The following is a 19613-nucleotide window of genomic DNA, read 5'->3' as shown; positions in this document are numbered from 1 at the left end:
GGAAAGGGGACGAGCCGGTGTCCATCTTCTGGCCGGCGCTGCCGGAGGACTGTACCGTCGCGGGCCCGGACGGCGGCCCGCACCCGAGGCGAGGGGAACTCATCGGCCGCGGGCCCGAGATGGGGCAGATCATGCACGCGCTCGCGGGCGCCCGGGCCGGGCACGGCACGGCCCTCTTCGTCACCGGAGAGCCCGGTGTCGGCAAGACCCGGCTGGCCACCGAGGCCCTCGCCGTGGCCGCCGAGACGAACATGGTCACGGTCCGGGGCCGGGCCAGCGCGGTCGGCTCACCCGTCCCGTACCGGCCGCTGGTCGAGGCGCTGCTCCTGCTGTCCCGGGCCGGCCTGCTGCCCGACCCGGACGAACTCGGCCGCTACGGACCGGTCATGGGCCGGCTGCTGACCGGTGCCCGGGACCCGGGCGCCGACGCCGCCTCGCACCTCGTGGTCGCCGAGACCATGCTGAGGCTGCTCACCGTCGTCGGGGAACGACAGGGCTGCCTGCTCGTCCTCGACGACCTGCACGACGCCGACGCCGGAACACTGGCGGTCGTCGACTACCTCCTCGACAACATCGAGCACCAACCGGCGGTCCTCCTCCTCGTCACCGGATGCGCACCCTGCGCGGCGACCGAACTCGCCTCACGGGCCCGCCGGCGCGACGCCGGCAGCGTGCTCGACCTCGGCCCCCTCAGCCGCCCCGACGTGCACCTGCTGATCGCGGCCGAGCTGCGCGTCCCCCCGGCCGAGGTCTGCCCCGACCTCGTCCACCGCGCGGTCGACAGCACCGCCGGCATCCCCTTCGTCGTCAAGGAACTCGTCCACGAACTCAGCGGCCGCCCGGCCGGCCCCGCCCGCCACGATCCGGGGACGCCGGCCGTCCCGGCCACCGTCGCGGACAACGTCAGACGCCAGGCCGAGCGGCTCGGGCCGCTCGGTCGGGAACTCCTCGGCACGGCCGCCCTGTTCGGCCGCCGCTTCGCACTGCCCGTACTTGAGCGCGCCATCGGCCGAGACCACGCCGAACTGTCCGCGGTCCTGCGCGCCGCCGTCGCCTCGTACCTGATCACGCCGGACGGACCGGGCACCCAGTGGTACACCTTCCGCTACCCGCTGGCCGCCGAGGCCCTGCTGGACGACCTCGGCCCGGGGGAACGCACCCGGTACGTACGGCGGGCGGCGCGCGCCCTGGCCGAGCTCCACCCCGGGCTGCCCGGGACCTGGTGCGAACACGCCGCCCAGCTGCACGAGCACGCGGGCGAGACCCCCGAGGCCATCCGCCTGTACTGCGAGGCGGCCGGGCGGGCGACGGCCGAGGGCGCGGTGGACCGGGCCGTGGAACTGCTCATCCGGGCCCACCGGCTCGTCGAACCGGACACCGCCCCCGAACTGCGCGCCACGGTGCTGGAATGCCTGCTGGACGCCGTCGCCCGCTCGGCGCGGTTCGACGGCCTGCCCGCACCCGCCGCCCTCCTGACCACCCTCGGCGGTGACGGCGGCGAGCACGACATACCCGCCCAGCGCCGCGCCGGACTCCACGCCCGGCTGAGCGACCTCGCCACCCTGACGGGCCGCCCCGCGGAAGCCCTGTGGCACCTCGACATCGCCCGCGCACTGCTCGGAAGCCACCCGGCCGACCGGTACGCCGCCCTCGTGGACCTGTCCGCCGTGCACGTGGAACTGAGTCGGCTCGCCCCCGACCGGCTGCGCACCGCAACGCGGTACGCCCTGCGGGCCCTGCACGCCGCGCAGCGCGTCGACCTGCCGGACCTGGCCTGCAGGGCCCTGCTGCTGCTCGGGCAGCTCGCCCGGGAACAGGACGAGCCGACGGCCGCGGCCCACTTCCGGCGGGCCCGCGCCATCGCCCTCGCCCGCCGGCTCCCCGTCCCGCGCGTGGCCGCCGACGTGCACATGGCCATCGTCGCCGCGAGCCACGACGGCCGGCCCACCCGGATCGAGGAGGCCCGGCAGGAGGCCCTGGGCATGGGGCTGCTCCCCCTGACCCACGAGACCGGCTTCGTCCTCGCGCTGGACCGGATCCAACGCGGCCACTACGACGAGGCCCGGGACCGGATCCGGGAGGCCGCCGCCGACGCCTCACGGCTCGGACTGGGCCGCCACCTGGCCATGCTGCGCCTCGCCGACGCCGTACGGTACGCCCACCAGGGCCGCCGCGCCGAGATGCGCGGGGCATTGGAGCGCCTGACCCCGTTCCTGGACGCGGCGCCCGGCGTACGCGCGATGTCGTACGGGCTGGCGCGGGCCTTCTGCTCGCTGCTGGAGGAGCGGCACGAGGCCGCTGGGCAGGAGTTCGCGCAGGCCCTCGCCTACGACGCGGAGAACCCCGCGATGGGCGGCTTCGGCAAGCACGGCATCATCCTGCTGCTCGGCGTGCTGGCCGGACGCATGGGCCGGCCCCACCACGCCGAGGTCACACGGGCGAGCGCCGGCGCCACCCGCTGGAACCACCAGTTCACCGGCCTGGCGCACGCCGTGCTGCTCGGCCGTGAGGGCCGCCCCGACGAGGCGAGCGCCGCCGCGAGCAAGGCGTTGGAGGCGGCCGAACCCTTCCCGATGGCACGCAGGCTGTGCCTGCGGCTCGTCGCGCAGTCGGCGTACGACGACGGCTGGGGCACGCCGGTCGAGTGGCTGCGCGAGGCGGAGGAGTACTTCCACGACGCCGGCCTCCAGGCGGTCGCCGGAGCCGGCCGGGCGCTGCTGCGCGGGATGGGTGCCTCGGTCCGGCAACGGCGCACGGGCACCGAGCGGGTGCCGGCGGACCTGCGCCGGTGCGGGATCACCGTCCGCGAGTTCGAGGTGGCCCGGCTGGTCGCCGAGCGCATCAGCAACAAGGACATCGCCGGCCGGCTGCACATCTCGCTGCGCACCGTCGAGAAGCACGTGGCGAGCCTCCTGCACAAGACCGGCCACCCGAACCGGACGGCCTTCGCCACCGCCGCCCGGGATCTGGTCGCCTGACCGCTCGCCCGCCGGCCCGCCTCAGGAGAGGCGGGCCAGCGGGTGTCCGGCGGCCAGGGTCACCACGCGGTCGAAGCGGCCGTCGAGGTCCTCGTCCCCGTGGTGCACGACGAGCAGCGCCCGCCCGGCGGTCCGCTCGCGCAGCAGCCGGAACACCAGCTCCCGGCCGCGGTCGTCGAGGTTCGCGAACGGCTCGTCGGCCAGGTACACGTCGGCTTCCTCGCAGAGCAGCGCGCCGACCCCGACGCGCTGGCGCTGGCCCGAGGACAGCTCCGACGGCAGCCGGTCGGCGGGCACGTCCAGGTCCAGCGCGGCGCGCAGCCGCTCGTCGGGGACCAGGTCGCGCACCGGCAGCGGGGGCAGGTTCACCGGAGCGGTCAGGCTCGCCACCCGGGACGGCAGGGTGACCGAGCCGGCGTCGGGGGCGAGGGTCCCGGAGATGATGTGCAGCAGTGTGGTCTTCCCGCAGCCGTTGGGACCGCGCAGCAGTACGTGCTCGCCGGCGCGCAGCTCGAAGGCGTCGATCGACACCCCGGCCACCGCGGTCGCCCCGGCCACCGCGGTCCCGTCCTCGGCCGTCCCGCCGTACACGACGCGGGCCGCGTGGACCCGTACCAGCGGCCCCTCGTCGTGGTACGGGCTCTGCCGGGACTCCCGTAGGGACTCGATCCGTTCGAGGACGGCGGTGCTCCGGCGGGCCTGCGGAATCAGGTTGATGAGCTCGAACATCCCGGTCACCGCCCGCCACAGCGAGTTGACGAAGGCGAGGAAGCTGCCGAAGGACATCCGGCCGGAGAAGACGAAGAAGGCTCCGACGACCATCGAAGCGGTGTCCGACAGGTTCATCACCAGGTCGCTGAGGGTCCGCTGGCGCTGCGCCAGCCGGAAGTTGACGAAGGTGATGCCGAGGAAGCCGCGCAGCGCGTCCTGGTTCGCACGGCGCGTGCCCGGCAGGAGCGCCGGCAGACCGCGCAGGGCCAAGAACGCCTCCAGCGTCCGGGTCAGCGTGTTGATGTACCGGGCCTCCGCCTCGCGTTCGGGACCGGTGTTCTCCTCGATCCGCCGGCCGAGCCGGTTGCTCACGAACACCAGCGGCGGCACGATCACCAGCAGGACGAGGCTGGCCTGCCAGGACAGGTACAGCAGCACCCCCAGGAAGACCACCGAGGTGACCGCCTGCCGTGCGATGCGCAGGGACACGTCGACGGCCGGCAGGACCCCCTGGGACACGTCGTTGTGGATGCGGCTGACGTACGAGGCGTTGCCCGCCCGCGCCATCTTCCGGCCGTCCAGGCCGAGCGCGCGGCCCAGCAGCTCGGTCTCCAGCACCAGCGTGAACGCGTTCTCGAACCGCTTGCGCCGGCAGGCGATCCAGTACCCGGTGAGGTTGAGGGTCAGTCCCAGGGCGAGGTAGGTGAGGCCGAGGAACAGGAAGCGCCGCAGGTCGGCGGTGAGGATCGCCTCGTCGAACAGGGCTTTGAGCAGCAGCGGGTGCAGCAGGGCCTCCAGCCCGCTCATGGTGACCTCGGCGACGAGGATCACCACGAACGGGGTCCGGTGACCGCGCAGCGTGCGCCAGAGTTGCCTCACCGTCCGACCTCGTCCAGCAGGAAGTCGGCCGGGCCTCCCCGGTTCACCCGGTGGAGCACCCGCAGCACGCCCGCCGAGCCGGTCAGATAGTCCGTGGAACAGCGCAGCAGTCCGTCACCGGGGAGGCCCAGCAGGGGCGGCCGGCCCTCGTCGCGGGGCAGCCCGAAGCGCTCGGCGGGCTCGAAGAGGAAGACCTTGCGGACGAAGTCGAGCTGGCGCAGCGCCGTGTCGCGGTAGGACCGGTCGCCCAGGAACTCGGCCGCGTCCAGCAGCGCGTCGGCGACCCCGGCCATGCCGAAGGCGTAGCCCGGCATCACCGAGTACCGGACGTCGAGCCCACGCAGGACGGTCCGGGCCGCGTCCATGTCCCCGTACCGCAGCAGCACCTTCAGCACGCCCGCCGAACCGACCTCGACGTACGGTTCCATCGTCCTCTCGTGCTCGAACATGACGGGGCCGCCGTCGTCGTCGATCGGCTTGGCGTGGGCCATCTCCCAGGCGAGTGCCTCCCGTCCGAGCCGCAGGTGACGGTCCTCTCCCGTGATCTGGTGCATGCGCAGCAGGAACATCGCGACACCGGCCTGCCCGAAGCCCAGACCGGTCAGCGGTTCCTCCCTGGTGAACTCGTTCCGCCAGTGGGCGTGGCCGCCGTCCCGCTGTGCCGTCTCGTGCAGCGCCTGTGCGCACTCCTGCGCTGCGGCGAGGTCGCGGGGGTCGTGGCCGCGCAGGAAGAAGCGCAGGTCGGTCATGCCGACCCCGGAGAGGCCGTAGTAGAAGGTGTGGTCGCCCTGGTCCATCGCGCGCTCGTTGGCCAAGGTCAGCAGTTCCCTGGCCGGTGCGCCGAGCCCGAGGGAGTCGGCCGCCCAGGCGATGCCGGAAAGGCCGTTCATCAGGCCGTCCGGGTATCGGGCCGGATCGATGTCCGCCAGCCTGCGGCCCAGCCAGTCGCGCCACCGAGGCCTGATCGGGACGCCGCCGGCGTGCAGCGCCCACAGGACGCCGCTCGCCCCGAAGCCCAGACTCAGCGGGTTGGTGACGTGCGCGAAGGGGTCCACGGGGAAGAGCGTGTCGCGGCCGGTGTCGGCGGCGGCCTCGATGAAGGCGGCCACCCCGGCCTCCGCGTCCGCGAGCCCCAGCTCCTCTTCGACGACCGGGAGCACCGGGGCGGCCTCGACCCCGTCGAGCAGGTCGTCGCCCTCGTCCTCCAGGGCTTCGAGCAGGCCGGCGAGGTCGATCCGGTCCTGCGCCAGGTCGGTGATCAGCCCGTGCACCCGCTCCGGCCAGCCCAGTCCCTCGGTGATGAAGATCCGGTACAGGTCGAGGACGTCCTCGCGCAGGTACGACATGGCGGCGATCGGGAAGACGAAGTACGCCATGGTGGACGCGAGGGCGTACCGGTCGCCCTCCGGCCCGTACGCCTTGAAGCGGTTGCGGGACAGGCTGAATCCCGGGGTGTAGAGCTCGACCGGTTTCGCCAGGGCGTCCTCACCGCTCTCGGCCAGCCGGCAGGCCTCCAGGTCGACGATGGTCACCTCGTAGGTGTCCGGGTCGATGAGCAGGTTCGCGGCGGTGAAGTCGGCGAGGATCACCCCACGGTCGTGCGCGGCCCGGATCGCGCGGGCCAGCCCGCGGAAGACGGTGAGGAAGATCCGCAGGTACTCCCGCGACTGCTCGATGTCGAACCCCGGCCGCGCCAGCGGGTTGCGCTCCAGCAGCACCGAGCGGATGTCGGAGCTGTCGACGAACTCCTCGGCGATGTAGTGGTGTTCCCAGTGCTGGAACTTCGCGATCGGCGCCGGGTACGAGCCCACGTCGGCCAGCCGGTTCAGGAACATCCACTCGCGGTCCAGGATGTCCACGGCGTCGTGGTCCTGCCGCGGGTTGATGTTCGTGTGCGGGCGGGCCTCCTTGAGCAGCACCGGACGGTCGCCGTCCGCGGTGTCCTCGGCCGTGTACACGCCGCCGCTGTTGGAGAACTGGATCGCGCCGGTCACCCGGAAGCGGCCCCCGAGCAGGCCGTCCTCCCCCTCGTCCTCGTCGGCGGGCCGCCAGCCGTCGAAGGGCCAGGGCACCCAGGAGGGCTGCGCGTGGCCCGGGCGCCGGTCGTCGGGGACGGGGCCGTCCGGCCCGAGGATGCGGCCTCGTCTGCGGCCGAGGACGTCGACGCCGTCGGTGTCGAGGAACTGGCCGTAGCGGAAGTAGAGGGCCTTGCTGTCCCGGTACCGCAGGTCCGACAGGACGTAGGCGCCCTCGACGCCCTTCAGGAGGCGGGCCAGGTCCGCCAGGCACGTCCGGAACTCTTCGTCGTCGCGCGGGTAGACGGTGACGAGCTTGCCGCCGCTGCCCCGGGACATGGCCTTGGAGTTGAGCATCTCGAAGACGTTGGGATCGAGAGCGATCTTGAAGTCGATCCCGCGTTCCGTCAGATGGTCGATCACCGAGGTCGCGACCTCGCGCACGTGGCGGTGGCTCGACGAGACGTGGATCTTCCACCCCTGCGCCGGCAGGTCCTGGTTGTGCCGGAAGCTCCACCAGATGCCGCTGCGGACGAACCGGGCCCGCACCCGCTCGTCGAACGCGGCGAGGAAATGGTCCGCGTTCGGCTCGTAGAAGACGTCGAGCGGGTCGAAGAACAGTGTGTCGTTCCACGCGAAGAGGAAGCGGTAGACCCAGCGTTCGTTGCGCATGTCAGCCTCTGTGATCGTCCGGGGCCGCCGGCAGCAGCGGCTGCGGCAGCGGCCGTCGGGAACGGTGGGTCCGTGCGGGGGCGCGCCGAGCCCACGCACGGACCCGACGGTTCAGTTCGGGTTCTGCGGCTCGCGCGGAGCCTTGCAGCAGTCACTGCTGCTGCTCGTCAGACTGATGGTGGCGGCAGCACTGGGCGTGACGCGGGCCTCCATGTTCTGAAGCTTGAGGACGCTCATCCGGATCACCTCCTCGAAGGTCGGGTGCGGGATCGTGCGCTGACGTGGATTCCTTGCCGGCCGATCGGCAGGTCCGACTCAACGCCATCCGCGCCACCCGCACATGGGCGGTGGCCGCGCATAATCTCCGGCCGTACCCCCCACCGAAGTGCCGCTCCGCACGGGGCGAAATGGTGGTGGTCCCCACGCTCCGGGCGGCGGCGCCCGGTGTGGTAGAGCAGGTCGATGTCAGAGGCGGTGTCCAGCCTCGGAGGCATGTCCGAGATCTCCACGGGTGCGCCCGACGACGCGAACGCCCCGCTGCCCGAGCCGCGATGGACCCTGCGGTGGGCCGACGGCCCCGTACCGGACCGGCGGCGCCTGCGTCCCCTCGTGGGGCACGACGGCCAGGTACGGACGGTGGCCACGGCGCTCGTCGACGGCAGACCGGTCGCGGTCTCGGGCAGCCGGGACAACACCGTGCGCGTCTGGGACCTGGCGACCGGCGAGCAGCTGCACGAACCGGTCACCGGCCGCACCGATGCGATCTCCTCGACGACCGTCGAGGTGCTGTCCGTGGCCACGGCGGTCGCCGACGGCAGGCCGGTGGCCTTCAGCCTGCACGGCGACGATTCGGTCCTGGTCCGGGACCTGGCCACCGGCCGCGCGGCCGGGGAGTTCGTCAGGCTGGTGGAGAGCGCCGTCCTGGACGAGCGCCGGGTCCTGCTCACCCTCGGGGCGGACGGGACCCTGTCCGTGGGGGACCTGCTCACCGGCCGCCGGGTCGCCGCCTTCCCGTCGGCGACCGGCGTGGCGATGCTGGACGGCCGCCGGGTCGTCGTCACCGTCGACGCCGTGGACGTGGACCGGACCGTGCGCGTGTGGGACATGGCCACCGGCGAGCAACTGGCCCGGTCCCTGTCGGTGGCGCGGACCGTCGACCTCGACGGACGGGTGCTCGCCGTCACCGCCCCGGAACCGGACCCGGCGGCCGGGACGGGGGCGGACCCGGCACAGGGGCGGCTGTGGGACCTGGCCACCGGCGAGCCCGTGGACGCCTCAGAGGCCGCCGCCGTCCTGTCCGAGGGCGCGGACCGGCCCGGTGCGACGACCCTGACGGTGGTGCGTGGACGTGCCGTCGCCCTCGGCCTCGACGACGAGGAGCCCCGCTTCATCGGCCCGCCGGCCCTCTCCCGCCAGAACGGCGCCCTGGTACGCACCCGGGCGCGGGAGACCGCGGTGCTGGACGGACGTACGGTCGCCCTCACCGCCGGAGCCGACGGGACCCTGCGCCTGTGGGACCTGACGGACGACCGACCGCGGGTGATCGACGCCGTGGACGCGAGCGGCACGGCGCCGGCGTTCCCGCCCGGCCCGGAGCGGGAGGCGGACCTGTGGCACCGGATCTCCGGGCGCGGGAACGGCCCTTCCGACCGTGCCGATGCGGTCCTGCTCACCGTGGAGCAGGACGAGACGGTGGTCGTACGGGACCGTGCCACCGGAAAGCCCGTCGGCCCGCCGCTGACCGGACACACCGGCAAGGTCTGGGACGTGGCCACCATCGTCGTGGACGGGCGGCTCGTGGCCGTCACGGCGAGCGCCGACCCCACGCTCCGGACCTGGGACTTCTCCCACGCCCTGACCCCCGAGGACGGTCCGTCCCGCCCCGGCCGCACCGCAGCGGTCTCGGCGGTCACCACAGCCGTTCTCGACGGGCGCCCGGTGGTCGTCACGGCAGGCGCCGACCACACCCTGCGCGTGCGCGACCTGAGCACCGGCCGGCAGGTCACGGCCCCCGTGACGGGCCTGGAAGGCGGGGTGACCGCGATGGTCGCATCCGAGGTGGACGGGCGGCCGGTGATCGTGACCGCGGGCTGCGGCGACACCCTGCGCCTGCTGGATCCGGTGGGCGCCGACCACCTCGGCGAGCCCGTCACCACCCACCACGGCCGGGTACTGGCCCTGGCCGGCGCGACCCTCGCGGGCCGGCCGGTCGTGGTCACGGCCGGCTCCGACCGCACCGCGGCGATCTGGGACCTCGCCACCCGCCGACCGGTCGGCGAGCCGCTCACCGGCCACACCAGCAGGGTGACCGCCGTGGCGACGGCGGAGCTGGCGGGCCGGCCCGTCGCGTTCACCGGCAGCTGGGACAAGACCGTACGGCTGTGGGACCTCGGTACCGGCCGGCAGATCGGTGAACCCCTGACCGGTCACAGCGACTGGGTGACGTCGGTGGCCACCACCCTGGTCGACGGCCGGCTCGTCGCGATCAGCAGGAGCCGGGACGAGACGGTGCGCCGGTGGGACCTGGCCACCCTGCGGGAGATCGGTGAACCCCTGACCGGCCACCCGGATCCGAACGGGCCCATGGTCGTCACCACCGGCGATGCCCGGCCGGTGGTGGCCATCGGCCAAGGCCAGGCCGTGCGCTTCCGGGACCTCGCCACGGGGCGCGAGGTGGGAGGCGAGTACGCGCTGTCGTTGCCGGCGGCCGCGCTCGCGCCCGCACCGGGCGGCCGGCTCGTGGTGGCCTTCGGCCCGGAGATCGCGGTGCTGGGCCCGGCGGCAGATTGACTCGATCGGACCGTACGCCTCCGGTAGGTCGGGAGAATTCCGGGAGCAAGAGGCGGTGATCGTCCGTGCAGCCGTCGGCGAGTGAATTCGCAACGGCTGCACGGCGGTTCACCGATCCCCCCAGCACCGTGAGAGGCACCACGATGACCACACACCGCGTCAGGCGTTACGCGGCCCGCGCGTTGACCATGACGATGGCGGCCTGCGCCGTCGCTGCGGCGACCACCCTTCCGGCGTCCGCGGCCGACCAGCCGACCCGGCCGCAGCTCATGGCGGACTGCGCCTCGGGCGAGGGCAAGTGCACCTTCAACTCGCCCGAGCTCGGGGAGGCGTACCTGGGTGACTTCCGTCAGGTGTCGAACTCCCTGTTCAACTGCAGCACTTCCGACTCGTCCCAGTCGATGACCTGGGACGACACGGTGGGCTCCACCGACTCGCTGGGCGTCTCCGTCACGGCCGGCGGTAACATAGCGGGCATCGTAGACCTGAGCGTAACCGCGAGTTACAGCCATAGTTGGTCGAACAGTCACTCGGAGAGCAGCTCGCTCAACATGACGGTGAAGCCGGGCGAGGTCGGATGGATCTCGCGCGCCCAGGTGATGCAGAAGGTCTCCGGCACCTGGCAGACCCACTACGACAGCCCGAAGTGGAACCACTACTACTGGTTCTTCGAGGACACGATCACCGGCCCGGCCAAGAACGGCACGGACGGCAAGAGCAACGCCGTGGTGGTCAAGACCCGCAAGATGACGGCTGCGGAGAAGCGCTCCTGCGCCGCCGAGGGCCACCAGGGCAACACGTTCGTCCAGTCCCGCTGACCTGACCGACCCGGCCCCGCCCCGTTCCCCGGGGCGGGGCCGGCCGCGTTTCCGGCTCCCGGGACGGGCCTCTCAGAGGTCCTGACAAAGACTCTGCATGGATCGAGAGGTAACCAGGCAGGCGGCCTCAGTGGCCGATGTCGCATGCTTCGTAGCTCTTCAGCCCGACCGTCAGCAGGGGCGGCACGAGTGTGTGCATGTACCAGCTCAGGTCGGTGAAGTCGTCCGAGTCAGGTAGACGCCGCCGGTTGATGGTCGGGATGAAGCTGCAGTTCATGCGGCCAGGAAAGAAGAGGAGCTGACCGCCTGTGCTCGCCTCCCCGTGGTAGATGCAGACGGCCGCGTGGTGGTTCGCATGCTCGGGTGCGTCAAGGACGGCCAAGACATCCTGCGTGTGGTCGTGGGTCGTAGACCGCCAGTCGTAGAGGCCGTCGTCGTTCACCATGTACGAGAACGGCTTCTCCAGCACCCAGCCTGTGGCGGCCAAAGCCCCGATGGTGGTGCGGACCGTGAGCTCGCGGGCGAAGGTGAAGTCGATGTCTGCGGTCCTGGACGACACGGTGGCTCCTGGTGAAGGTTCGACGGCACCGCATCGTTGCCGAGGACGTGTCGAGCTGTCGATCGCATTGAGGGTCAAGGACCCAGTCAGATGCGTTGGACGTGGCGGTGGGTGATGAGGCAGGTCGCGAGGCCGAGGAAGGCTTCGTGGATGTCGTCGCGTCGTTGCCACCTGACGCGTAGGCGCCGAAAGCCGTGCAACCACGCGATGGTGCGCTCGACGACCCACCGGTGCACCCCGAGCCCCGACCCATGAGGGACACCGCGGCGGGCGATCACCGGTTTGATGCCCAGGGCCCGAACGAGCCGAAGGTACTCGTCGTGGTCGTAGCCGCGGTCGCCGAGGACCGCATCGGGCCGCCGCCGCCGCGGCCGCCCGACCAGGCCGGCGATGGACGGGACCTCGGCGAGGAGCGGCAGCAGCTGCGTAACGTCGTTGCGGTCAAGTGCAGCCCTCCGTCCGATCCGGGCCGTTGCCCTGGTGCGTGCCGTCTTCGATGCCGTCTCCCTGCTCCTTCGCCCACCGCCCGCGGCAGAGGCGACAGCCGCCGACGTGGGCGCAGCACAGCCCGAAGGCGGACTCGCCGGTTTGTGGGAGGACCACCTGCGCGCATTGTTCCCCGACGGCTTCCGCGGTGTGGACTTCGACGGCGTAGATCTGGTCCTCCTGGACGCCGACATCGCCGGCCTCGTCCAGAGGGAGCTGAAGGGCGGGCTCGACGGCAGTGGCATCGCCTACCTCTGGGGCTGCATCGCAGACCTCGACAAGATCGTTCCTCTGATCAACGAGGAGTACTGCGCCTCCTACTTTGCGAATCTTCGGACGATGGCCCAGGTCGCAGCAGAGCCTTACGTCCCTGACGCGACGTGACCACCGAGGTTGAAACAAGCGGACTCCCGCGGCCTAGTCAGGGTCTGGATCGGTTCCGTTCGATGATGCTCTCGGGTCGCTTGACCGTTTTGCCCACGTCGTAGCGGGTGGCGAGTCGCTGGTTTTTCGAGCCGAGGGGTCTACCGGGGCCTGGCCGGGTGGGTTTCGGTGCACGGGCCGGGCAGGGCAGGTGGGGGCGGAGGTTTCTGAACCCCCGGCGGACCCGGGCCGGGGTGAGCCTGACGGAGCTGGGTGTGCGCGACGACGATCAGCCACGTCCAGCGGTCTGCCGCTTCCGAGGTGCGGAGCTTCGGGCGGGTCCAGCCGAGCGTCTGCTTGATCATCCGGAACGTGTGTTCCAGGTCGAATCTCCGAAGGAACGACTGCCGGCGCAGATCGACATCGGTACCGGTCATGCCGGCGGCGGAGGACCACAGCCAGAGCGGAAGCGGGTCACCGCCGCCGGGCAGGCGGTCGACCCGCAGGCGGATCAGGGGGCCGTGTGTCGACCGAGTCGATCGCACACCGTGATCAGTCCAGTCCGCCACGTGCGCCGAGCTCATCCAAGACCAGGCGGTGCAACGTGCCCCAGACTCGGGCTCGGCTCCATTCGGTGAAGCGGCGGTGCGCGGTCGACCCGGACGGGCCGAAGCCCGGTGGTAGCCGCAGCCACGCGACGTCGCCCTCCGCCTCGCGGTCGCACCGGCGCTACCGGAACCACCCGCTGGAACAACTCCCATAACCCGTCGGGCACCAGCCGCTCCACCCTTGCCATCACGGCGGCCAACCCAGCTTTCATGGCAGTCGAGGCGACCTTTTATCCGATGTTCATGAGGGTGTCAAGTCCCGACTTTCCGGAACATGACCCGGGTGTGGCCCCCGGGGCTTACTTGTGGTGCGGGCCTCACCGGGAACGGAACGAGGCAGACGAAAGAAAAGGAATACCTCCCCTAGGACCTCTTCTCTCGCCTATATCACCGCACCGTCCCGGAAATCCGGTACGTACAAACAGCCCTCTTGAACTGTAGGAGAAAGTCATGAACCGCAAGATGCACAGCAACGATGTCACCCGTTCCACCCGTCGCGGTTTCCGCATCGCCACTCTCGTCGCCGCGGCCGCTGTGGTCACAGGAGGCGTTGTGCTTCCGGCGTCCATGGCTTCGGCCGCTCCGGTGGCCACCTACGTGGCTACGGCCCTCCCGAACGGTGGAGGCGCCGGAGGCGACGGTGGCAAGGGCGGTACCGGCGGTCTCGTCGGTGGCGCCGGTGGTGCCGGTGGCTCCGGTGGCGGCAGCGTCCTGGGCACCGGTGGTAAGGGCGGCAACGGTGGTACCGGTGGAGACGGCTTCCTGCTCGGCGGCGCCGGTGGCGGTGGCGGCGGTGGCGGCGAAGGCCGGATCGGTGGCGCCGGCGGTAACGGTGGCGACGGTGGCTTCGGCGTCCTCCAGGGCGGCAACGCCGGTGGCGGCGGCGGTGGCGGCGACGGCTTCCTCAAGGGCGGTAAGGGCGGCAACGGCGGCAACGGCGGCTTCAGCTTCTTCAACGGAGGCAACGGCGGCAAGGCCGGCGACGGCGGCCTCGGTGGCCTGATCGGCGGCGCCGGCGGTAACGGTGGCGCCGGTGGCGGCAGCATCTTCTGACCGCACCTCGCACCACCCGGCTCAACGGGGTGGGGGCCTTCGGGCCCCCACCCCTCACCCTCCACCTCCACCCCCCTCTCGGTATGTGCCGAAACGGAGAAACCCCCCATGTTCACGAAGTCCTGGCAGCGTCCGATCATCCTGGCCACGGCCTCCCTGGCCCTCGTCACCGGTACGGCGTGCGCCGCGCAGGCGTCGCAGTCCCACACCCCCACGAGCATCAGCGCCTCGGCCCCGGCCGACCGGCCCGAACACTGCGTCGGGTTCGGCGCCGGCGGCAAGGGCGGCGAGGGTGGCAAGGGCGGCCGGGGCGGAGAGCCCGGTCAGCCGGGTGAGCCCGGTCAGCCCGGCGGGGTCGGCTGCTTCAAGTTCGAGGACCTGCCCGACAAGTCGAAGGCGGATCTGACCGTGGTCGACAAGGTGCGCATCGCGATCATCGTGCTGGCGGCCGACGACGAGGAAGAGACCACGAAGAAGATCGCCGACAAGTACGAGATCTCGGAAAAGCAGATCGACACCTGGAAGAAGTACTACGTCGACGGCGACTGGTTCGCCCTGATGGGCGACGACGTCCGCTCGTGAGGCCGCGGCGCCCCGGCCCGCAGCGGGCCGGGGCGTCGGAAAGAACCTCGGGGAAACGAACGGCCGGACATCGATCGGCCCACTCGACAGAAACGCGGAAAGCGGGATCTCGCAGCCGCGTCACGGAATGCAATTTCCAGGCAAGGGAGAATCTCATGCGCACGCGATCCACGAAGTTCCGGCTCGGCCTCATCATCTCCGCGACCCTGATCGGCGCGGGTGCGATCGCACCGGTCGCCTCCGCGGCCCCGGCGCCCTCCGCCCAGACCGTCTCCGCGTTCGGCAGCGGCGACGCACGTCCCGGCGGCGGCCGGTTCCACGGCAAGGCGCCGCTCGGCGGCGTCAAGGTGGTCAAGGCGGTCAAGGTGGACAAGGGCAGCGTGCGCGTCGGTGACCGGGTCTGTGCCGGCAACTGCGAAGGATCGGTGAACGGAACCGACGGCGGCAAGGGCGGCATCTGTGCCGGGCTGTGCAACGGCAGTGCCAACGGCGGCAACGGCACCACGGGCGTGCCGGGCGGCAACGGTACGAACGGTGGCAAGGGCGGAATCTGCGCCGGGACCTGCAACGGCAGCGCCAACGGCGGCACCGGCGGCACCGGCGGGGTCGCACTGCCCGGCGGCGACGGTGGCAAGGGCGGCAACGGCGGCGACGGCGGCCTCTGCCTCGGCTTCGGCTGCGGGAGCACCGGCGGCCTCGGCGGTAACGGCGGCGCCGGCGGCAACGACGACGACTGACCGCCATGGACCCGCACGCGCACGGTGACCGGCTCCCCTCAGGGACCGGTCACCGTGCGCGTGCGGTGGGGGTGCGGGTCCGCCGCGGCCGTCCCGCTCCACGGCGCGTGCGGGTGGGGCGGTCGATAGACTTCCAGGTATGCGAGAGCGGCCTGCCGCGTCCGGCGGCGTCACACGGCCGGGCGAGGGGGACGTCCGATGAGTGAGGTGTCGAACCTCAGCGTGTACGCGGGCCGCGCGTCGGGCCTCATCGGCAAGCAGATCGCCGGCTACCGGGTGGAGCGCATGATCGGCCGCGGCGGCATGGCCGTCGTCTACTGCGCGAAGGACCTGCGCCTCGACCGCACCGTCGCGCTCAAACTGATCGCCCCCGAGCGCGCCCGTGACGAGACCTTCCGGCGCCGCTTCACACACGAATCACGGGTGGCCGCCTCGATCGACCACCCGCACATCGTGCCCATCTTCGAAGCCGGCGAGACCGACGGCGTCCTGTACATCGCCATGCGCTACGTCTCCGGCCTGGACCTGCGCGCCCTGCTGGACCGCGAGGGCCCGCTGCCCGTCGCGACCGCCCTGCGCATCGCCGCCCAGGTGGCATCGGCGCTCGACGCCGCCCATGACCACGACCTCGTGCACCGGGACGTCAAGCCCGGCAACATCCTGGTCGCCGCGGGCACCGACAGCGATCACCCCGAGCACATCTATCTCACGGACTTCGGGCTGACGAAGAAGGCGCTGGCACTGACCGGGTTCACCACGGACGGGGAGTTCGTCGGCACGCTCGACTACATGGCGCCGGAACAGATCTCCGGCAGGCCGGTGGACGGCAGGTGCGATCTCTACAGCCTGGCGTGCGTCGTCTACGAGACCCTCGCCGGCGGGCCGCCCTTCCAGCGCGAGGAGGACGCGGCGCTGCTGTGGGCGCACCAGTACGACCCCCCGCCCCCACTGACGGAACGGCGGCCGGGAATCGCTCCCGCCGCCGCCGATGTACTGACCAAGGCCCTGTCGAAGGTCCCCGAGGACCGCTACGGGTCCTGCCTCGAATTCGTGACCGCCCTACGCGACGCCACTGGAGGCGGCATCGGCCGTCACGCCGATCCGCCGTCGCGCAAGGATTCCCGACCCCCCGTCCCCCCGAGGGACTCCACGCCCCCGCGGGAGCCCCCGGTCTGGGCCCGGCCGGTGTTCTACGGCCTGCCCGGCGGCCCGTAGACCGCCTTGCCCGTCACGGGCGTTCTCCGTCGTCTTCGTGCCTACGTCGTCTTCGTGCCTACGTCTTTTTCGTGCCTACGTCTTCCTGTCGACGTCCTCCCTGCGGGATTCCGTCGGATTCCGCGCGATCGCCGCGGCTGTCACAGCCCCATCGAGATGGCCAGGCGGGTCATCTCGGCCGTGGTGCTGATGTTCAGCTTGGCGCGGATGCGGCGCAGGTAGGCGTCGACCGTGTGCTTGGAGAGCCCCATCTGGCGGGCCGTCTGCAGGTAGGTGCAACCGGCGGCGATGTGTCGCAGCGCCTCCTGCTCGCGCGGGGCGAGGGTGGGGGCGGTGGCGGTGGCGGTGGCTTCGGTCTGCGGGGCGACGAGGGTGAGACTCATGATTTCCTCCGACGGATCGGCCTGGTCATCACTGCTCACGTCCTCGGAAGCAGGGGACGTATACCTGAATGTCGGTGTTTGTCCCTGATAAAGAGCTTGTCGGCGGGACTTCATGGCGGTGTCCGTCAACTGTCACAGGCGCGTCACAGGGGACATTTCCATGCATACCGCCAGGCTCTGTACGCGTCCTCGTCGCCCTCAGAAACCGGTCAGGGACTGCTCGGCCCAGATGGTCTTGCCGATGGCCGCGTGCCGGGTGCCCCAGCGCTGGGCGAGCTGCGCCACCAGCAGCAGACCCCGACCGCCCTCGTCGAACGTCCGGGCCCGCCGCATGTGCGGGGCGGTACTGCTCGCGTCGGAGACCTCGCAGATCAGGGTGCTGTTCTTCTCGTGGATCAGCCGCAGCTGGATGGGCGGCTGACCGTACCTGATCGCGTTGGTGACCAACTCGCTGACCAGGAGCTCCGTGACGAAGGCGGCCTCCTCCAGCCCCCAGGCCGTCAACTGGTCGGTGGTCTGGCGCCGGGCCGTGGCGACGACGGACGGGTCGGAGGGCAGGTCCCAGACGACGACCTGGTCGGCGTGCAGTCCCCGGGTCCGGGCGACGAGCAGGGCCACGTCGTCGTCCGGGCGGTGCGTCAGCATGGCCGTCAGCACGCGGTCGCACACCGCGTCCAGCGTGTCCGCCGGCCGGACCAGGGCCGCGAACATGCTGTCCAACGCCTCGTCGATGTCATGGTCGCGGGCCTGCAACAGACCGTCGGTGTACAGGGCGAGGATGCTGCCCTCGGGCAGTTCGACCTCCAGCGTCTCGAAGGGCAGGCCGCCCAGACCCAGCGGGGGACCGGCCGGGACGTCCAGCAGGTACACGGAGCCCTCCGGGGAGACCACGGCCGGTGGCGGGTGGCCGGCCCGGGCCACCGTGCAGCGGCGGATGACCGGGTCGTAGACCACGTAGAGGCAGGTGGTGCCGATGCCCCCGGCCGTCTCCCCGCCGGAATCCGGGTCGCCCTCGTCGGCGGACAGGTGGATCACGAGGTCGTCCAGGTGGGTCAGCAGCTCGTCGGGGCCCAGGTCGACGTCGGCCAGGGTGCGTACGGCGGTGCGCAGCCGTCCCATGGTGGCGGTGGCCCGGATCCCGTGGCCGACGACATCCCCCACGACCAGGGCCACCCGGGCGCCCGACAGCGGGATCACGTCGAACCAGTCGCCGCCCACACCGGCTTCGCCGGCAGCCGGCAGGTATCGGGAGGCGATCTCCAGCGCCGCCTGGTCGGGCAGTGTGTGCGGGAGCAGGCTGCGTTGAAGGGTCATGGTCGTGGTGTGCTCCCGGCCGGACCGGTACGCGTTGCGGATCCCGGCCGCCGCCCGGGCCGTGAGTTCCCCGGCCACCCGCAGGTCCTCCTGCTGGAAGGGCTCCCGGCGCCGGTGCCGGCTGAAGACGGCCACACCGAGCGTGCCACCGCCGGCCCGCATCGGTACCACCATGATCGAGTGGGCCCCGTACTCACCGATCCAGGCGGCCCCGGGGTCCTGGGCCGCCCACCGGGCGAGGGCCGGGTCCAAGGCCCCGTACACGGCGCCCCGGCCCTCGACCAGCGCTTCGACGGGCGGCGACAGCGGCGGATAGCTGGTGGTGTCCCCGACGGCGACGCTGGACTCCGGGGTCCCGTCGAGTACCGACCGCGCCGCTGCACGGCACACGGTCACCGGACCGTCGGCCTGCACCGAGGACGGCTCGTCCCCCCGCGGGAGCGGCTCCAACAGGTCGACCACCGCGAAATCGGCGAACCGGGGGACGGCGGCGTCGGCCAGCTCGTGCGCGGTACGGACGCTGTCCAGCGTGGTCCCGATGGCAGCGGTGTCGACCTCGTCCGTCAGGAGCATCTGGTGCTGGACGCTCTCCACCCCGCTGCGGTCGTGCGCGGCCAGACATACGGCGTGCACCCGGCCGTCCGGGTCCCGCAACGGCGCCAGCGAGGTGGCCCAACCGTGCTCTCCGGCGACGCCCGTCGGGTGGACGAAGGCCTCCATGTACTGCGGCTCACCGGAATCCAGCGCCAGGCGCATCCGGCGCTCGGTCTCGTCGCTCACGGGATCCGGCGCGATCTCCGGCAGCCGTAGTCCCCGCATCTCGGCCTCCGTGAGCGAGAGCGTGCGCTCCATGCCCGCGTTCGCCCGCACCAGCCGCAGATCCGTGTCGAAGATCGCCAGGAAACAGGGGGACTGGGTGAACGCCCATTCCTTCATGGGTTCGTCCCAGGGAGAGGGGGACGCGCCCCCGACGGCGGACACCACGAACCACTTGGTGGTCCCGCCGCTGGACGTCCAGCGATGCGCGAGCAGGGCCACCTCCATGCGGTGACCGTCCCGGTGGCGCAGGGCCACCGTGCCGCTGAACCGCTCCTGCTCGGACGGCACCCGCCGCGCAGCCTCACCGAGGACATCGGCGAGCCGGTGGGCGGCGGGCAGTCCCACGACCTCGGACGGCACATAGCCGAGCAGCCGGGTCGCTCCCTCGCTCCACTCGGTGACGATGCCCTGCTCGCTGATCGTCGCCGAGGCCGTGTAGGCAGGCTCGAGGGAGGCGCCCGTCTCCTCGGGCCGCTCACCAGGAGAGGTGGGAACTTGCTCCATCGCCACTCATCTCGCCCTCGCTCGTTCCGCTGCCGCCGTCCCACGGGACGTGCACGGCCAGGCGCTCCTCTGACCAGAATGATCCAGCCGGGCAAGGAGCACCAACGCAGTGCCGTCACGCGGGGCA

Annotated in this window: 14 protein-coding genes and 3 pseudogenes; 8 read left to right on the top strand and 9 right to left on the bottom strand. The window is 71.8% G+C overall.

The genetic code is table 11. From position 1 onward, the window contains the following. The first annotated feature begins 17 nt into the window (after window positions 1–17). Window positions 18–2978, top strand: a complete 2961-nt coding sequence (locus BCL76_RS18225) for a helix-turn-helix transcriptional regulator (protein WP_109780538.1) — start codon at window positions 18–20, stop codon at window positions 2976–2978. Between the two features lie 21 nt (window positions 2979–2999). Here the strand turns inward: BCL76_RS18225 and BCL76_RS18220 are convergent, their stop codons facing one another. The 3 genes from BCL76_RS18220 to BCL76_RS39405 form a co-directional block, all read right to left on the bottom strand. Next, window positions 3000–4568 (bottom strand): ATP-binding cassette domain-containing protein, encoded by a 1569-nt coding sequence (locus tag BCL76_RS18220; RefSeq protein ID WP_219933958.1) that lies wholly within the window; start codon window positions 4566–4568, stop codon window positions 3000–3002. Continuing rightward, complete coding sequence (gene lanKC, locus BCL76_RS18215) at window positions 4565–7255, bottom strand: class III lanthionine synthetase LanKC (protein ID WP_109780537.1); 2691 nt, start codon at window positions 7253–7255, stop codon at window positions 4565–4567. Before lanKC ends, BCL76_RS18220 begins: the two co-directional genes overlap by 4 nt. A 111-nt stretch (window positions 7256–7366) precedes the next feature. Continuing rightward, window positions 7367–7492 (bottom strand): class III lanthipeptide, encoded by a 126-nt coding sequence (locus BCL76_RS39405; protein WP_199810350.1) that lies wholly within the window; start codon window positions 7490–7492, stop codon window positions 7367–7369. 255 nt (window positions 7493–7747) lie between these two features. Here BCL76_RS39405 and BCL76_RS18205 point away from each other — a divergent pair, with 255 nt between their 5' ends. Next, complete coding sequence (locus tag BCL76_RS18205) at window positions 7748–10045, top strand: WD40 repeat domain-containing protein (RefSeq protein WP_181382602.1); 2298 nt, start codon at window positions 7748–7750, stop codon at window positions 10043–10045. Window positions 10046–10188: 143 nt separating this feature from the next. Next, the gene (locus tag BCL76_RS18200) at window positions 10189–10863 is read left to right on the top strand and encodes a hypothetical protein (RefSeq protein ID WP_109780534.1); all 675 of its coding nucleotides are present in this window, start codon (window positions 10189–10191) and stop codon (window positions 10861–10863) included. Window positions 10864–10990: 127 nt separating this feature from the next. Here the strand turns inward: BCL76_RS18200 and BCL76_RS18195 are convergent, their stop codons facing one another. Next, window positions 10991–11422 (bottom strand): hypothetical protein, encoded by a 432-nt coding sequence (locus BCL76_RS18195; RefSeq protein WP_109780533.1) that lies wholly within the window; start codon window positions 11420–11422, stop codon window positions 10991–10993. Window positions 11423–11508: 86 nt separating this feature from the next. Next, window positions 11509–11865: pseudogene (locus BCL76_RS18190) on the bottom strand (transposase); the annotation flags it as partial. A gap of 109 nt (window positions 11866–11974) precedes the next feature. Between BCL76_RS18190 and BCL76_RS18185 the strand changes: the two are divergent. Beyond that, window positions 11975–12292, top strand: coding sequence for a hypothetical protein (locus tag BCL76_RS18185; protein ID WP_258309795.1), 318 nt, complete (start codon window positions 11975–11977; stop codon window positions 12290–12292). Window positions 12293–12329: 37 nt separating this feature from the next. Here BCL76_RS18185 and BCL76_RS39855 read toward each other — a convergent pair. Then, window positions 12330–12831, bottom strand: a pseudogene (locus tag BCL76_RS39855) (NF041680 family putative transposase); the annotation flags it as partial. Continuing rightward, a pseudogene (locus BCL76_RS40620) lies at window positions 12827–13067 on the bottom strand (IS5/IS1182 family transposase); the annotation flags it as partial. The pseudogenes BCL76_RS40620 and BCL76_RS39855, both read right to left, overlap by 5 nt. 262 nt (window positions 13068–13329) lie before the next feature. Here BCL76_RS40620 and BCL76_RS18170 point away from each other — a divergent pair. The 4 genes from BCL76_RS18170 (at window position 13330) to BCL76_RS18155 (ending at window position 16466) form a co-directional block, all read left to right on the top strand. Next, the gene (locus BCL76_RS18170) at window positions 13330–13932 is read left to right on the top strand and encodes a hypothetical protein (protein ID WP_181382601.1); all 603 of its coding nucleotides are present in this window, start codon (window positions 13330–13332) and stop codon (window positions 13930–13932) included. Between the two features lie 108 nt (window positions 13933–14040). Continuing rightward, a complete protein-coding gene (locus BCL76_RS18165; protein ID WP_109780532.1) occupies window positions 14041–14514 on the top strand; it encodes a helix-turn-helix domain-containing protein in 474 nt (157 codons plus the stop codon). Window positions 14515–14669: 155 nt separating this feature from the next. Continuing rightward, entirely contained in the window at window positions 14670–15251 is a 582-nt protein-coding gene (locus BCL76_RS40350; RefSeq protein WP_109780531.1) for a hypothetical protein, read from the top strand. A 198-nt stretch (window positions 15252–15449) separates the two neighbouring features. Next, window positions 15450–16466, top strand: coding sequence for a serine/threonine-protein kinase (locus tag BCL76_RS18155; RefSeq protein ID WP_109780530.1), 1017 nt, complete (start codon window positions 15450–15452; stop codon window positions 16464–16466). 140 nt (window positions 16467–16606) lie between these two features. Here the strand turns inward: BCL76_RS18155 and BCL76_RS18150 are convergent, their stop codons facing one another. Together BCL76_RS18150 and BCL76_RS18145 are read right to left on the bottom strand one after the other, a co-directional pair. Continuing rightward, window positions 16607–16849 (bottom strand): response regulator transcription factor, encoded by a 243-nt coding sequence (locus BCL76_RS18150; RefSeq protein ID WP_109780529.1) that lies wholly within the window; start codon window positions 16847–16849, stop codon window positions 16607–16609. A 198-nt stretch (window positions 16850–17047) separates the two neighbouring features. After that, window positions 17048–19486 (bottom strand): SpoIIE family protein phosphatase, encoded by a 2439-nt coding sequence (locus BCL76_RS18145; protein ID WP_109780528.1) that lies wholly within the window; start codon window positions 19484–19486, stop codon window positions 17048–17050. Between the last annotated feature and the right edge of the window lie 127 nt (window positions 19487–19613).

It is taken from the genome of Streptomyces sp. CG 926 (assembly GCF_003148825.1).
GTDB lineage: Bacteria > Actinomycetota > Actinomycetes > Streptomycetales > Streptomycetaceae > Streptomyces.
Note: the sequence above shows the minus strand (reverse complement) of the source record. Positions and strands in the feature narration are given on the sequence as shown.

Excerpts from the sequence above, each read along its gene's own strand:
- BCL76_RS18205 (WP_181382602.1), top strand. The coding sequence starts at position 7,748 with ATGTCCGAGATCTCCACGGGTGCGCCCGACGACGCGAACGCCCCGCTG.
- BCL76_RS18170 (WP_181382601.1), top strand. The coding sequence starts at position 13,330 with ATGAACCGCAAGATGCACAGCAACGATGTCACCCGTTCCACCCGTCGC.
- BCL76_RS18145 (WP_109780528.1), bottom strand. The coding sequence starts at position 19,486 with ATGGAGCAAGTTCCCACCTCTCCTGGTGAGCGGCCCGAGGAGACGGGC.
- BCL76_RS18165 (WP_109780532.1), top strand. The coding sequence starts at position 14,041 with ATGTTCACGAAGTCCTGGCAGCGTCCGATCATCCTGGCCACGGCCTCC.
- BCL76_RS39405 (WP_199810350.1), bottom strand. The coding sequence starts at position 7,492 with ATGAGCGTCCTCAAGCTTCAGAACATGGAGGCCCGCGTCACGCCCAGT.
- lanKC (WP_109780537.1), bottom strand. The coding sequence starts at position 7,255 with ATGCGCAACGAACGCTGGGTCTACCGCTTCCTCTTCGCGTGGAACGAC.
- BCL76_RS18150 (WP_109780529.1), bottom strand. The coding sequence starts at position 16,849 with ATGAGTCTCACCCTCGTCGCCCCGCAGACCGAAGCCACCGCCACCGCC.
- BCL76_RS40350 (WP_109780531.1), top strand. The coding sequence starts at position 14,670 with ATGCGCACGCGATCCACGAAGTTCCGGCTCGGCCTCATCATCTCCGCG.
- BCL76_RS18155 (WP_109780530.1), top strand. The coding sequence starts at position 15,450 with ATGAGTGAGGTGTCGAACCTCAGCGTGTACGCGGGCCGCGCGTCGGGC.
- BCL76_RS18200 (WP_109780534.1), top strand. The coding sequence starts at position 10,189 with ATGACCACACACCGCGTCAGGCGTTACGCGGCCCGCGCGTTGACCATG.